The 14,589-nt window shown below is 36.3% G+C and carries 13 protein-coding genes; 11 read left to right on the top strand and 2 right to left on the bottom strand.

Features of this window, described 5'->3' with window-relative positions:
* Positions 1 to 101 precede the first annotated feature (101 nt).
* Positions 102 to 3,548, top strand: a complete 3,447-nt coding sequence (gene pyc / locus H280_RS0101240) for a pyruvate carboxylase (RefSeq protein ID WP_020059286.1) — start codon at positions 102 to 104, stop codon at positions 3,546 to 3,548.
* A gap of 97 nt (positions 3,549 to 3,645) precedes the next feature.
* On the opposite strand, the gene H280_RS0101235 is transcribed toward pyc, so the two are convergent.
* Positions 3,646 to 4,593 carry a COX15/CtaA family protein gene (locus H280_RS0101235; RefSeq protein ID WP_020059285.1) on the bottom strand — a complete coding sequence of 316 codons (948 nt, stop codon included), beginning with the start codon at positions 4,591 to 4,593 and terminating at the stop codon, positions 3,646 to 3,648.
* Positions 4,594 to 5,220: 627 nt separating this feature from the next.
* Here H280_RS0101235 and cyoE point away from each other — a divergent pair.
* The 6 genes from cyoE to ctaG all read left to right on the top strand — a co-directional run bounded on the left by cyoE (position 5,221) and on the right by ctaG (position 11,149).
* On the top strand, positions 5,221 to 6,144 hold the full coding sequence (gene cyoE, locus H280_RS0101230; RefSeq protein WP_020059284.1) for a heme o synthase: 924 nt from the start codon (positions 5,221 to 5,223) through the stop codon (positions 6,142 to 6,144).
* 92 nt (positions 6,145 to 6,236) lie between these two features.
* Positions 6,237 to 7,286, top strand: a complete 1,050-nt coding sequence (gene coxB / locus H280_RS0101225) for a cytochrome c oxidase subunit II (protein ID WP_020059283.1) — start codon at positions 6,237 to 6,239, stop codon at positions 7,284 to 7,286.
* A gap of 33 nt (positions 7,287 to 7,319) precedes the next feature.
* Positions 7,320 to 9,182, top strand: coding sequence for a cytochrome c oxidase subunit I (gene ctaD, locus H280_RS0101220; protein ID WP_020059282.1), 1,863 nt, complete (start codon positions 7,320 to 7,322; stop codon positions 9,180 to 9,182).
* The gene (locus H280_RS0101215) at positions 9,182 to 9,805 is read left to right on the top strand and encodes a cytochrome (ubi)quinol oxidase subunit III (RefSeq protein WP_020059281.1); all 624 of its coding nucleotides are present in this window, start codon (positions 9,182 to 9,184) and stop codon (positions 9,803 to 9,805) included. The genes ctaD and H280_RS0101215 overlap by 1 nt, the downstream gene beginning before the upstream one ends.
* A 3-nt stretch (positions 9,806 to 9,808) precedes the next feature.
* On the top strand, positions 9,809 to 10,147 hold the full coding sequence (ctaF, locus tag H280_RS0101210) for a cytochrome c oxidase subunit IVB (RefSeq protein WP_020059280.1): 339 nt from the start codon (positions 9,809 to 9,811) through the stop codon (positions 10,145 to 10,147).
* A 63-nt stretch (positions 10,148 to 10,210) separates the two neighbouring features.
* Positions 10,211 to 11,149, top strand: coding sequence for a cytochrome c oxidase assembly factor CtaG (gene ctaG, locus H280_RS0101205; RefSeq protein ID WP_020059279.1), 939 nt, complete (start codon positions 10,211 to 10,213; stop codon positions 11,147 to 11,149).
* Positions 11,150 to 11,446: 297 nt separating this feature from the next.
* Here the strand turns inward: ctaG and H280_RS0101195 are convergent, their stop codons facing one another.
* The gene (locus tag H280_RS0101195) at positions 11,447 to 11,812 is read right to left on the bottom strand and encodes a YugN family protein (protein ID WP_020059277.1); all 366 of its coding nucleotides are present in this window, start codon (positions 11,810 to 11,812) and stop codon (positions 11,447 to 11,449) included.
* A 211-nt stretch (positions 11,813 to 12,023) separates the two neighbouring features.
* Here H280_RS0101195 and H280_RS0101190 point away from each other — a divergent pair, with 211 nt between their 5' ends.
* From H280_RS0101190 to H280_RS0101175, 4 genes are all read left to right on the top strand, one after another.
* Positions 12,024 to 13,061, top strand: coding sequence for a CAP domain-containing protein (locus H280_RS0101190; protein ID WP_020059276.1), 1,038 nt, complete (start codon positions 12,024 to 12,026; stop codon positions 13,059 to 13,061).
* A gap of 88 nt (positions 13,062 to 13,149) precedes the next feature.
* Entirely contained in the window at positions 13,150 to 13,563 is a 414-nt protein-coding gene (locus H280_RS0101185) for a YlbD family protein (protein WP_020059275.1), read from the top strand.
* 11 nt (positions 13,564 to 13,574) lie between these two features.
* The gene (locus H280_RS0101180) at positions 13,575 to 13,820 is read left to right on the top strand and encodes a YlbE-like family protein (protein ID WP_020059274.1); all 246 of its coding nucleotides are present in this window, start codon (positions 13,575 to 13,577) and stop codon (positions 13,818 to 13,820) included.
* A 76-nt stretch (positions 13,821 to 13,896) separates the two neighbouring features.
* Positions 13,897 to 14,469, top strand: a complete 573-nt coding sequence (locus tag H280_RS0101175; protein WP_020059273.1) for a histidine phosphatase family protein — start codon at positions 13,897 to 13,899, stop codon at positions 14,467 to 14,469.
* Positions 14,470 to 14,589 lie beyond the last annotated feature (120 nt).

Here is a 14,589-nt window from a genome sequence, read left to right as displayed (position 1 = left end):
ACGCAGTGAAAAGGTACTGCTGGAAGTGAAATACTTACTCCCACTTAAAACGGGACAAATTTATAGTGTTTTGAATGGTAGGAAAATAGAGGGGGAAAATCATGAAAAGGCTGCAACGTATTCAAAAAGTATTAGTAGCTAACCGCGGAGAAATCGCAATTCGTGTGTTTCGTGCTTGTACAGAATTAGGGCTACGCACAGTTGCGATTTACTCGAAGGAAGATAACGGCTCATATCATCGCTATAAAGCAGATGAAGCGTATTTAGTTGGAGAAGGAAAAAAACCAATTGACGCATATCTTGATATTGAAGGTATTATTGAAATTGCCAAAAGTAATCATGTTGATGCAATTCACCCTGGATACGGATTCTTGTCAGAAAATATTGAATTCGCAAAACGCTGCGAAGAAGAGGGTATTATTTTTATCGGTCCAAAGAGTAAGCATTTAGACATGTTTGGAGATAAAGTAAAGGCAAGAACGCAGGCGCAATTGGCGAATATCCCTGTTATTCCTGGTAGTGATGGTCCTATAAATGATCTGGAAGAAGTAGCTGATTTTGCGAAAAAGTATAGTTACCCAATTATTATTAAAGCAGCTCTTGGCGGTGGTGGACGCGGGATGCGGATTGTACGCAGTGCAGAGGAATTAAAGGAAGCGTATGATCGTGCGAAATCTGAGGCGAAAGCTGCATTTGGAAATGATGAAGTATATGTAGAAAAATTTGTTGAAAATCCAAAACATATTGAAGTACAAATATTAGCAGATGAACAGGGGAATATTGTTCATCTATATGAACGTGATTGTTCTGTACAGCGCAGGCATCAAAAAGTTGTAGAAGTAGCACCAAGTGTGTCTCTTCCAGTTGAACTGCGCAATCGTATTTGTGAGGCTGCAGTTCAATTAACGAAAAATGTTAATTATGTGAACGCGGGGACAGTTGAGTTTTTAGTAAAAGGAAACGAATTCTATTTTATTGAAGTGAATCCGCGTGTTCAAGTGGAACACACAATTACAGAAATGATTACAGGTATTGATATCGTTCAATCACAAATTTTAATTGCTGACGGATATGCTTTACATAGTGAAAAAGTAAGTATTCCAAAACAAGAAGATATTATTACGCATGGATTTGCAATTCAATCTCGTGTGACAACAGAAGATCCGCTGAATAACTTCATGCCAGATACCGGGAAAATTATGGCATATCGTTCTGGTGGCGGATTTGGGGTGCGTTTAGATACAGGAAATAGCTTCCAAGGTGCAGTTATTACACCATATTATGACTCATTACTTGTAAAAGTAACAACTTGGGCATTAACATTTGAACAAGCAGCATCGAAAATGGAACGTAACTTAAAAGAATTCCGTATTCGTGGCATTAAAACGAATATTCCATTTTTAGGGAATGTTGTAAAGCACCAAAACTTTTTATCGGGAAAATATGATACATCATTTATCGATTCCTCACCGGAACTATTTGTATTTCCAAAACGAAAAGACCGTGGTACAAAAATGCTATCATATATTGGCACGGTAACGGTAAATGGATTCCCTGGAGTGGGAAAACAAGAAAAACCGATTTTTTCAGAAGCACGTATTCCAAACATAAAACATTCTGAACTAATCAAAGCTGGTACGAAACAAATTTTAGATGAGCGCGGAGCCGATGGATTAGTAAAATGGGTTCAAGAACAAAAACAAGTTTTATTAACCGATACTACATTTCGTGATGCACATCAATCACTATTAGCAACCCGTATTCGTACACAAGAGTTGAAACACATTGCTGAACCAACAGCAAGAATGCTACCGAATTTATTTTCGGCAGAAATGTGGGGCGGAGCAACATTTGATGTCGCGTATCGTTTCTTAAAAGAAGATCCATGGGAACGTTTATTACAATTACGTGAGAATATGCCAAATGTATTATTCCAAATGCTTCTTCGTGCATCAAATGCAGTAGGGTATAAAAACTATCCCGATAACTTAATTCAAAAATTTGTAGAATGTTCTGCGCAGGCGGGTATTGATGTATTCCGTATTTTTGATAGCTTAAACTGGGTAGAGGGTATGCGTGTTGCAATTGATGCTGTACGTCAAAGTGGTAAAATTGCAGAGGCAACAATGTGTTACACAGGTGATATCCATGATCCACTGCGCAGTAAATACGATTTAAATTACTATAAAAACTTAGCAAAAGAGTTAGAAGCATCGGGTGCTCATATTTTAGGGATTAAAGATATGGCAGGTTTATTAAAACCAAATGCAGCATACGATCTAGTATCCGCATTAAAAGAGACGGTATCGATTCCAGTTCATCTTCATACGCATGATACGAGCGGAAACGGTGTATTAACATATGCGAAAGCAATTGAAGCTGGTGTTGATATTGTAGATGTTGCGGTAAGCTCTATGGCCGGTTTAACATCACAGCCGAGCGCCAATACATTGTTCTATGCATTAGAAGGAAATGAAAGACAACCGAATGTGGACGTAAATTCATTAGAGAAACTCTCTCATTATTGGGAAGATGTTCGTAAATATTATGCTTCCTTTGAAAGCGGGATGAATGCACCGCATACAGAAGTGTACATGCATGAAATGCCAGGTGGTCAATACAGTAATCTACAGCAGCAGGCAAAAGCTGTCGGATTAGGAGATCGTTTTGATGAAGTGAAAGTGATGTATCGTCGTGTTAATGATATGTTCGGCGATATTGTGAAAGTAACACCATCTTCAAAAGTGGTCGGTGATATGGCCCTATTTATGGTGCAAAATCATTTAACAGAGAAAGATATTTATGAACGTGGCCATGCATTGGATTTCCCAGGTTCAGTGGTCGAGATGTTCTCTGGTGATCTTGGACAACCGTATGGTGGTTTCCCTAAAAAGTTACAAGAGATTATTCTAAAAGGAAAAGAGCCTTTAACAGTAAGACCAGGTGAATTACTAGAACCAATCGACTTTGAAGCATTAAAAGAGGAATTATTCCATAAACTTGGTCGTGAAGTAACGATGTTTGATATTGTAGCGTATGCGTTATATCCAAAAGTATTTATAGATTATCAAAAGATTGCAGAGCAATATGGGGATATTTCTGTTCTTGATACACCGACATTCCTTTATGGAATGAAGCTTGGTGAAGAAATTGATGTGGAAATTGAACGCGGTAAAACGTTAATTGTAAAATTGATTTCGATTGGAGAACCACAATTAGATGGTACACGTGTTGTTTATTTTGAGTTTAATGGACAGCCTCGTGAAATTGTTGTAAAAGATGAAAGTGTTAAAGCGACGGTTTCGCAACGAGTGAAAGGGAATCGTGAAAATCCAAGTCATATTAATGCAACGATGCCGGGCACTGTAATTAAAGTGGTGGTAAAAGAAGGAGAGCAAGTGAAAAAAGGTGATACCATGGCAATTACAGAAGCGATGAAAATGGAAACAACTGTACAAGCTCCATTTACTGGCACGGTGAAAAAAGTGTATGTGAAAGACGGAGAGGCAATTCAAACAGGTGATTTGCTGATTGAATTAGAGCAATAAAATAAGGCCATGACTCGAATTTTAGAAAAGCAAAAGAGCTGCTATTATGCAGCTCTTTTGCTTTTTTAAAAAACACCTTGTCTCTTCCGGCAAGGTGTTATGATAGTTTCGTTTTCTTAGTAGTACGATTTATTTCTGTTTTTTTTATGTTTGTTTTACTGCGTGTTCCTAGCATCACTAAATAGCATAATACAGCAAATAAGCATGATATAAAGAGTGAATGCAGAAGTGACATTGCTAAGCTTGCTTCTGTATATACAACTAAAACACCAGCGATTGCTTGACATGCCACAAGAATGAAAGCTGTAATCCATCCATAACAGACAACAGGTTGTTGCTTATAATGTCTGATAGCTATCAGCATTGCGTATAAAATCCAAGCGAAAATTAATAGTGCAGCAATTCGGTGTCCCATCTGTACCCATTCATGAAACTGCATTGGAAGTGGGCTATTTTTACTGCATAATGGGAAACTCGGACATGCTAAACTCGCATGCTCATGACGCACTAATGCTCCTGTATAGACAACAAGGTAACTGTAAATTGTTACACCATAAATGTGAAACTTCATCTTCTTATCAATAACGAGTGAATGGGCATCAAATTTCTTATCAATTTCAAAGATAAGAAGAGTTAATAAAATAACAGCAGCAAACGAAATAAGGGAAATACCGAAATGAATTGCTAATACAGCTGGAACTTGCCCCCACACAACTGCAGCAGCACCCATGAGCGCTTGCGCTATTAAAAATACGAAAGATAGAATAGCAAGTGCTTTTGTCTCACGAACGTGTCCATAGTATTTCCAAGATAAGATACATAGTAGTGTAACGAGAATTCCTGCGGAACCTGAAGTAAGACGATGACTCAGCTCAATAATTGTTTCTATTGATAAATTCGAAGGAACAAGTTCTCCGTTACACAGCGGCCAAGATTTACCACATCCTTGTCCAGAACCAGTTTTAGTAACTAATGCTCCGCCGAGTAGAACAAATAATAAATCAAGACTTGTAATGACTGCTAACCATTTTATAAAGCGCTGCAATCCTTTTCACCAGCTTTCAATTTTAAAGTTATTGTGCAATATTTTAATAAAATAAAGTAAAACTTCCCTCGGTGTTGTTTTTAATCTTTACTAAGGGTTAGTTCAACTAATTTGGCGCATACGAGCAGTTCTCCCACCAATATTCTTTATGTCTTCAGAATATTGAGGCGGAGTCCTTATTACTTGTAAATAGCCATAAATGTTATAGAAACAGAAATGTACTACAGTCCTATGATATATAAAATCTGATAAAATAGCAAAGGAGAGAGAAAGGAAGAAGGAAAGGAAAATAAATTGCTAATTGTAACAAAAAATAGTGAGTTTTATAAAGAAATGCACGGAAATGCATGCGTAATCTGACAAAATGGTTTATTATAAAAGATAATTACATTCTATACTTATGAAGTAATCGAAGAACTTTTTAAGTTATAGACACAAAAAGTTCACGTTTTCTTCACAATTTCTTCGTGAAATATGTTTTAATATATTCGAGCGAGAAGTGTATATTAATAGCAAAACCAAAAACAACATTTACACCGTAATAATATTGATATATATAAGCGCGCTGTTTTATTTTAAGTAAATGGGAAAAAGAAAGTATGGAAGTTTTAAGAGGGGGTTAAAGTGATGAACCATGCAACAAGTGAACTGCATGATGAGTCGGCTGTAACAAATGTACCGGAAACAACACGTGTACAAGATTTATTAGCACTCGTTAAGATGGGGATTGTAAATTCAAATACACTTACTGTATTTACAGGATTATGGTTAGCTCTACATTTCAATGGATTGAATGTAATGGATCATTTAGATAAAATGTTTTTTACAATCGTTGGCTCTGCATTAATTATGGCAGGGGCATGTAGCTTAAATAATTATATTGACCGCGATATTGACCATTTAATGGAACGAACAAAAAATCGTCCAACAGTAACAGGAAAATATAAACCTGGATTCGCATTAACGTTAGGTATTACAATTGCGCTTTTAGGCTTTGTATTTTTACTATTTACAACGCCTATGGCAGCATTTATTGGTTTTATTGGTTTCTTTACGTATGTTGTTCTGTATTCATTATGGACAAAGCGAAAATATACGTTAAATACAGTAGTAGGGAGTGTATCAGGTGCAGTTCCGCCTTTAATCGGTTGGGCAGCTATTGATCCTAGCTTGAATGACCCTATTGCTTGGATGCTATTCTTAATTATGTTTGTTTGGCAAATTCCACATTTCCTCGCACTTGCGATGAAACGTGTTGAAGAATATCGCAATGCAGGTATTCCAATGCTTCCTGTTGCGCATGGATTTGATATTACAAAACGTCAAATTATGATTTGGACAGTATGCTTATTGCCACTACCATTTTATATGAGTGCACTTGGAGTAACATTTATGATAATTGCAACATTGCTTAACATCGGTTGGATCGTGTTAGGGTTTTATGGCTTCCGCAAGAAAGATGACATCAAATGGTCCGTGCAAATGTTTGTATACTCCTTAAATTACTTAACAATCTTATTTATTTCAATGATTGTTGTAACTTTCTTCTAAGACAACGACATGAGGGGATTTCTTTACGTTGAGATTTACTTTACTTACTATAAAGTACAATCTAATTAACAAAGAAAGTGGGGGTTGTTTGCATGAAGAAACAGTGGCGATTGCTTTCGCTTGTTTCACTAGTGGCTTTACTGTTAGGGGGATGCGGTAAAGCCTTTCAATCTACTTTGATTCCACAAGGTGAAGTAGCAAAAATGCAATATGATTTATTGTTATTAGCTAGTGCAATCATGATTGGTGTCGTTCTTGTTGTTACAATTATTTTCTTGTATGTAATTGTGCGTTTCCGTCAAAGGAAAGGACAGGAAAATTATATTCCGAAGCAAGTAGAAGGAAATCACAAGCTAGAAATAATATGGACAGTCATTCCAATTTTACTTTTATTGGTATTGGCTGTCCCTACTGTTACATATACGTTTAAACTTGCTGACGTAAGTGGAATGGAGAAAAAGAATATGGATAAAGATACAATCGTTGTTGATGTAACAGCGAATCTTTATTGGTGGGAATTTTCTTATAATAATGAAAAATTAGTAACTTCGCAAGATTTAGTCATCCCTACAGGTAAAAAAGTGTATTTAAATTTAAAAGGTGCTGATATCAAACACTCATTTTGGGTGCCATCTTTAGCTGGAAAAATGGATACAAATACAGATAATGTGAACAAGATGTGGATTAAAGCAGATAAGACCGGCACATATAATGGCTTTTGTACAGAATTTTGCGGACCTTCTCATTCTTTAATGCAGTTTAAAGTGAAGGCTGTTAATGAAAGCGAGTACAAAAAATGGATTGCTAGTATGAAAGAATTAGATGGTAAAAAGACTGTTGCTACTTCGCAAGAGCAAGAAGGAAAACAGATTTTTGAAAAGAGTTGTATTGGTTGTCATGCTGTTGGATCAAATGATAGCAGACCACCTTCTGCACGTATCGCACCCAATTTAGCAAATTTCGCAGACCGTGATATGGTTGCGGGAATTGCTGAAAATAATGACGAAAATGTAAAAAAATGGTTAAAAGACCCTGAAAGCATGAAACCAGGAAATAAAATGACTGGAAAATACGGTAATCTTACTGACGATCAAGTAGAGTCATTAAATGCTTACTTGAAAACATTAAAAGTTGAAAAGTAATGAGAAACTATTTGCGAAGGGGAGGTTGAAAACGTGAGTTCTGTAGCAAAAAAACAGGGAGTTGGCTCTGTAATTTGGGATTATTTAACGACAGTAGATCATAAAAAGATCGCCATTCTCTATTTAATTGCAGGTGGATTATTTTTTATCATCGGTGGAATAGAAGCACTATTTATTCGGTATCAGTTAGCGTTTCCAAACAATGATTTTCTTGTTGGAGATGCATATAATCAAGTTTTAACAATGCACGGAACAACAATGATTTTCTTAGCAGCAATGCCGCTTGTATTTGCAATGATGAATGCAGCTGTACCACTCCAAATCGGCGCGCGCGATGTTGCGTTTCCGTTTCTTAATTCACTTGGGTTTTGGCTGTTTTTCTTTGGTGGTGTATTTTTAAATTTAAGTTGGTTTTTGGGAGGGGCACCTGATGCAGGGTGGACATCATACGCATCGTTGTCACTTGCATCAAAGGGACACGGCATCGATTTCTATGTTCTCGGCCTACAAATTTCGGGTATCGGAACACTAATAGGAGGGATAAACTTCCTAGTTACTATTATTAATATGCGTGCACCTGGAATGACATATATGCGTATGCCGATGTTTACATGGACGACATTTGTAACATCTGCACTTATTTTATTTGCATTTCCGCCGCTTACAGTCGGATTAGCTTTATTAATGTTAGATCGATTATTTGGAACGAGCTTTTTTAATCCAGCTTTAGGAGGGAATACGATAATATGGGAGCATTTATTTTGGATATTTGGTCATCCAGAAGTATATATTCTTATACTCCCAGTTTTCGGAATATTCTCAGAAATATTTGCGACATTCTCTAAAAAACGATTATTTGGATATTCATCTATGGTATTTGCAACGGTATTAATTGGCTTTTTAGGATTCATGGTGTGGGCACATCATATGTTCACAGTGGGTCTTGGACCAGTAGCAAATGCCATCTTTTCTGTAGCTACAATGGCAATTGCTGTTCCGACAGGGATTAAAATTTTCAACTGGCTCTTTACGATGTGGGGTGGCAGTATTCGCTTTACAACGCCAATGATTTGGGCTGTTGGTTTCATTCCATCATTCGTTATGGGTGGTGTAACGGGGGTTATGCTTGCATCTGCTCCTGCTGATTATCAATTTCATGACAATTACTTCGTCGTCGCTCACTTTCATTACGTAATTGTTGGTGGAGTTGTGTTTGGATTATTTGCGGGGGCTCATTATTACTGGCCGCTTATGTTTAATAAAATCTTAGATGAGACGCTTGGTAAAATTACGTTTTGGTTGTTCTTTATCGGCTTCCATTTAACGTTCTTTATTCAGCATTTCCTTGGTTTAATTGGTATGCCGCGCCGATATTTTACGTATTTGCCAGGACAAGGATTAGAAACTGGAAACTTAATTAGTTCAATAGGTGCAGCATTTATGGCTCTTGGGACAATTGTACTTTTGGTCAATGTTGTAAAAACATCTTTTTCAAAAAAACAAGCCGGCCGCGATCCTTGGGATGGTCGTACGTTAGAATGGGCAATTCCTGCGCCGACACCTGAATATAATTTCAAACAATTACCGTTTGTGCGTGGATTAGATCCATTATGGATTGAAAAACGGGAAGGGAAAGATGAGATAACGCCAGCAGAACCGATTGGTGATATTCATATGCCAAATGCATCTTTCTTACCGTTTGTTATCTCTTTAGGCCTGTTTATCGCAGCCTTTGGAGCGATGTATATGCAAGGTGGGAAAGAGAAAATGTGGTTAGTAGTGGCAATCGTTGGTCTTATTATTACGTTTGGAGCAATGTTCTTCCGATCTGTAATTGATGATCATGGATACCATATTCATAAGGAAGATTTAAATGATAAAGGGGGCAAGGCGTAATGCATGCAGAGGAAAAATTAACGAATGAAACCTTTCCAGCAGAGCCTGAAAAAGCAACCCTCGAAGGTAAAAATAAATTCATTGGATTTTGGTTGTTTCTAGGAGGCGAAACGGTACTGTTTGCTTCTTTGTTTGGAACATATTTAGCGCTGAAAAGTTCAACAAATGGTGGACCAACGTCACAAGAAATGTTTCAAATGCCGCTTGTGTTCATTATGACAATGCTTCTTTTAACGAGTAGTTTAACGAGTGTATATGCAATGTATCATATGAAAAATTTTAATTTTAAACAAATGCAGATTTGGCTAATTATTACCGTATTGCTTGGAGTTGGATTTTTAGGTTTTGAGATTTATGAGTTTAATCACTATTCCCATGAATTTAAGCATACGATGAAAAGCAGTGCATTTGGTTCTGCATTTTATGCGTTAGTTGGTACGCATGGATTACACGTTTTATTTGGATTACTTTGGATTTTAACTTTAGTAGTGCGGAATGCGAAGCGTGGTTTAAATTTATATAATGCTCCAAAGTTTTACGTCGCATCAATTTACTGGCATTTTATTGACGTAGTTTGGGTGTTTATTTTCACTGTAGTATATTTAATGGGAATGGTGGGATAAACAATGGCGATAAAACAAACAAATATAAATAACCCTAAAGTGGATCTTGCTTATCGCAGAAAAAAAAGTGCGGAAGAAATGAAACATCAAGTCGTTACGTTCGTATTAATGATTTTTTTGACAATTATTGCATTTGTAGCAGTCGCATATCCGAAAACATTTAGTCCGCTTTTTTCGGTACCACTTATTTTATTATTAGCTACCGTACAAGTTATTTTTCAATTGTATTATTTTATGCATATGAGCCATAAAGGGCATGAAATTCCGGCGTTTTTCTTGTATGCTGGTTTGTTAGTCGGATTAGTAACAATTTTAACATTTATGACAATAGTTTGGGTTTAAAAAAGAAAGGAGATTGGGGGTTCATCAATCTCCTTTTATTTATGAAAGGGAGGGTGTCAAAAAATGAACAACTTATGGATATTTGGTTTTGAAGCACTGTGGAGCCCAATCTTTTTTCTTTTTATATTAGCTGTCGTGATTAGTTATTTTTTAATTATTGGAAAGTATCGACATCGATTTCCGGACGGAGAGGAAGTAAGTAAACGAAAAATCTTTTATTTTACAAGTGGTATGTTTCTATTATATTTGGTTAAAGGAGGCCCAATTGATTTACTTGGACATATTGTGTTTAGTGCTCATATGTTAGAAATGGCAATCATGTATATTGCTGTACCTCCATTATTATTACTAGGGTTACCAATCTGGTTTTTTAAATATATAACATCATTTCGATTGATTCGTATCATGTTACGCATATGGGCAAATCCTATCATCGCATTAATTGTTTTTAATGGACTGTTTTCGATGTATCATTTACCAATTGTGTTTGATACGGTAAAGCAGAGTCAAATTGGACATTCGATTGTTCTTGCTGTACTGTTTTTTATGGCAATTATGTTGTGGTGGCCGATATTTAATCCGTTACCGCAATATCAAACGTTAAGTGATATTAAAAAGATTGGTTATATGTTTGCTAATGGGATGCTGTTAACACCAGCTTGTGCACTTATCATTTTTGCTAATGAGCCGTTATTTGTGACATATACAGATCCAAATGCATGGATGAAGGCGATGGAGCTTTGCGTACCAGCTGGAACATTATCTAATTTAAATATTACAGGTCCTGATTTTTTACATTGGCTTCCTGTTTTAGAGGATCAGAAAACAGGAGGGATTGTAATGAAAATTATACAAGAAATTGTATATGGTACAGTCATTGGATATGTTTTCTTTTCCTGGGCGCGTAAAGAACGGAAAAAGGACGCTGAACAAATCCATGCATTACCCCCGTATTTGCAATCTCAAGCATCTGTCACTGATAGCAAGGTCTCACCAAGATAAAGTGAAATTTCTCTCAGCAGGAAAGCTTACTGTCCAAGAATAGCGAGGTAAATTTACTAAATGAAAAGAAGGTGTACCGTCGTGTACACCTTCTTTTCATTTGTCGACATATAAGTAGCTGCTATGCAGAATACAACATGACTGCTACTTGCTTGCCCCCTTTTTTAAACCACACATGTGGTAGGAAAAGGATCTGACCGCTTCTATGCATGGTCAGATGCTCTCGTCCCCCTAAAAGGAAAGGGGTTTATGTCGTTTTTTTACGTGGATATACCGGAACTCGTAGAAAGCTCTTCTTTATTCAATAATTGCTAAATCTTGCAACTCTTTTTCGATGTTTTGAAGTAACTGTTCGCTTTTTTGAAGAACATTTTTAGGGAAACTTTCGTTCTCTCCATACTCCACGCCGTGTGGATAATAATGTTTACCAAGAAGCGGTTTTAATAACTTAACATGGGCATGTCGTCTGCCAATATCTCCTTCCGTTGCAAAAGCTTGTATACGTAAATAATATACATCTTTTAGCATTTCAAATTTATAGTCATATGTAACTCGTTCGTAATCCCATTGCCCAGCTAGTACAAAGTGATGATTGTCCATTACCTCTGAAAGAAGTGTGAAGTCAACAACTACGCCTTCAAGTTTCGTATTTGTAAATTGCATGAAATAACCTCCTTATTATAAACGTAGAACCACTTAAATTTATAATAGTACGAATAGTAAGAAAACGCAATTTATATAGAGAGAAAAGGGAGAATGTCTGATTTTATAAAAGAAATATGATATAGTGAACATAGTGTGGTACACACAAAATGGAGAAAACAGTTTTGTTTGTGTATACCTCAATTTCATGGTTATTCAGGAGGTATATAATTTGAAAAAATTGTTTCGCATTATAGTAATTACTATTCTTATTTTAGCAATTGATCTATACGGGAAATTACTCGTTTCTCAATATATATTTCAGTCTCCTCAGTTAAAAAAAGAGCATAAAATTGTGAAAACAAAAAAAGAAAAAGAGATTAAGGGAGTACCAGAAACAATTCCAGGGTTACTTGGTAGTGATTCTGAAATTTTATTAGCGAACTGGGGCGAACCAGCACGAATTGAGTCATCTGCATATGGTTATGAGTGGTGGGTATATAATCAAGACTTATCGAAATATGTGCAGTTTGGAGTTAAAGAGCACAAAATTGTTACGATTTATGTTGGCGGAGAGAAAGTGAGTGTTTCACCATTTCAAATTGGTGAAAAGTATGAAGATATTTATAAAAAAAATCCGTTTTCATATGAGGTTTCACTCAAAATGGGGAAAAATAGCTATCAATTCGAATTATCTGATGTTGAACTAACAGAACAACCACTTGCTTCGATAGAAGAGGGATGGGCGCAATTATATTTTGATCATTTTACACATAAACTTGTCGGTGTTCGTTATATGGATGATGAAACGTTAATCAAACAAAGACCGTATCAACTTGTTGCTTCTGGGGAATTAACGAATCCACAGCCGTTATCACCAGAACAAATAAAACAAGTCGAACAAGGGAATGCACAACAAATTTTAGATTTGACAAATGTTATTCGAAGACGTAATCATCTCCCGTTACTAGTATGGGACCAACAAACGGCGGCAGTAGCATATGAACATAGTAAAGATATGAAAGATAACAACTATTTTTCTCATGATTCACCTTCGTTTGGTACATTAGGAGATCGTTTGCAAAAAGGAAATGTATCATTTCAGTTAGCTGGGGAAAACATTGCGGCGCAGCATAGTGATGCAATTGCAGCTGTTCAAGGATGGTTAAATAGTGAGGGACATCGAAAAAATATACTAAACGAACAATTCACTGGTTTAGGAATTGGTGTGTATGATAAATTTTATACACAAAATTTTATTCAGAAGTAGGGTGTATGGATTGCCTAAAAATAGGCGAACCATGCGCCCCTTTTTTTCTTACAATATAGTAAAAGATACATCTGATGGGGTGATTGTAATGACAACAGTGAAAGGAGATTTACATCCTTCTATTCAAAAATTCAAAGAGTTTGTACGTCAGCATCCAAAGATGGTTCATGACGTTCGAAATGGAACGAAATCATGGCAACAGTTTTACGAGGAATGGTACTTAATTGGAGAAGAAGGTGGCGTATGGAATCGTTACAAAGTAAATGGAGAGATAGTTCCTCCTTCTGTACAAGAAGATAGCGGAGAAAAGTCAGGGGATTTTATGGAACATATGGTATCGTTTTTTAAAAAATTAGATGTGGAACAGGTGCAGCAACATTTAGCGAATATGACGACAGCTATTGGAAGCGTGCAGCAGGTAATTCAACAGTTTCAAGGGAATCAGACAACAAAGCAACAGCGTAATTCCGAAAATAATCCGTTTTTCTTTCAAAAAGACTAGGAGGAAGAGTGATGAGAGCAGAACTCATCGAATTTGTAAAGTCGAGTGAAGATTTACAAAAATATATTCGCGAGCATCCGTATTGGTATCGGAAACTTTCTAGAAATCCAAGTGAAAAAGAAGCGTTTGAATTAGCCGCCATGCAATATTTTAAAAAGACAATCCCAGATAAGGTAGCTAAGTTTCAAAATCAATTATCCGTCGCTTCTCTTATGATAGACATGTTTCAATATATGAAACAGCAAAACGTTAATTAATTGGGAGTAAAAGTTGTGTCCGTCATGCGCAACTTTTGTTACAATAAAAGTGGATTATAGAAAAAGGAGTTGCAGCATGACGGAAATTTGTTTAGTACGACATGGACAAACTGATTGGAATTTTCAAGAAATTATTCAAGGAAGAGAAGATATTCCTTTAAATGAAATTGGAAAAAAACAAGCAAGTCAAAGTGCCGCAGCGTTAAAAGACGAATCGTGGGATATCATTGTTAGTAGTCCGCTAGTAAGAGCACACGAAACAGCACAAGCTATTGCGAATGCCGTGAAAATGGATACAATTCATCTTGATGAACGTTTTATGGAACGAAATTTTGGTGTAGCATCAGGAAAGCCAATTACTGAAGTTAGACAGTCTATTGCAGATGGTAACGTGGAAGGAATGGAAACGGATCAAGAAATTGTTGAGCGGTGTTTTGCAGCATTAAAAGATGTTGCTCAAAAATATATGGGGCAACGTATTATTATTGTTGCACATTCTCACGCAATTAAAGCTATGTTACATGCTATTTCTCCAGAAGAAATTACATTTCAAACACCATTACAAAATGCTTGTATCAGTTATGTGAGAGAAATAGAAGGAACATGGGAAGTCGTGAAGTACAATATCGCTGAACATATTTGTTTGTAATCTATATGAATCCATTTTAGTTTTTTGACATATAGATTGATGTTATGCAGAAAAAAGGAGCTATACTTGCTTTCTTTTTTTGTTTGAACTTCGCATGTGGCAGAAAAAGGCCCTAGCCGC

It is taken from the genome of Bacillus sp. 123MFChir2 (genome assembly GCF_000383235.1).
In the GTDB taxonomy this organism is placed as follows: domain Bacteria; phylum Bacillota; class Bacilli; order Bacillales; family Bacillaceae_G; genus Bacillus_A.
The sequence above is the reverse complement of the archived record's forward strand: the minus strand, read 5'-3'. Positions and strand labels throughout refer to the sequence as shown.

Excerpts from the sequence above, each read along its gene's own strand:
- pyc (WP_020059286.1), top strand. The coding sequence starts at position 102 with ATGAAAAGGCTGCAACGTATTCAAAAAGTATTAGTAGCTAACCGCGGA.
- cyoE (WP_020059284.1), top strand. The coding sequence starts at position 5,221 with ATGAACCATGCAACAAGTGAACTGCATGATGAGTCGGCTGTAACAAAT.
- coxB (WP_020059283.1), top strand. The coding sequence starts at position 6,237 with ATGAAGAAACAGTGGCGATTGCTTTCGCTTGTTTCACTAGTGGCTTTA.
- H280_RS0101215 (WP_020059281.1), top strand. The coding sequence starts at position 9,182 with ATGCATGCAGAGGAAAAATTAACGAATGAAACCTTTCCAGCAGAGCCT.
- ctaF (WP_020059280.1), top strand. The coding sequence starts at position 9,809 with ATGGCGATAAAACAAACAAATATAAATAACCCTAAAGTGGATCTTGCT.
- ctaG (WP_020059279.1), top strand. The coding sequence starts at position 10,211 with ATGAACAACTTATGGATATTTGGTTTTGAAGCACTGTGGAGCCCAATC.
- H280_RS0101195 (WP_020059277.1), bottom strand. The coding sequence starts at position 11,812 with ATGCAATTTACAAATACGAAACTTGAAGGCGTAGTTGTTGACTTCACA.
- H280_RS0101185 (WP_020059275.1), top strand. The coding sequence starts at position 13,150 with ATGACAACAGTGAAAGGAGATTTACATCCTTCTATTCAAAAATTCAAA.
- H280_RS0101180 (WP_020059274.1), top strand. The coding sequence starts at position 13,575 with ATGAGAGCAGAACTCATCGAATTTGTAAAGTCGAGTGAAGATTTACAA.
- H280_RS0101175 (WP_020059273.1), top strand. The coding sequence starts at position 13,897 with ATGACGGAAATTTGTTTAGTACGACATGGACAAACTGATTGGAATTTT.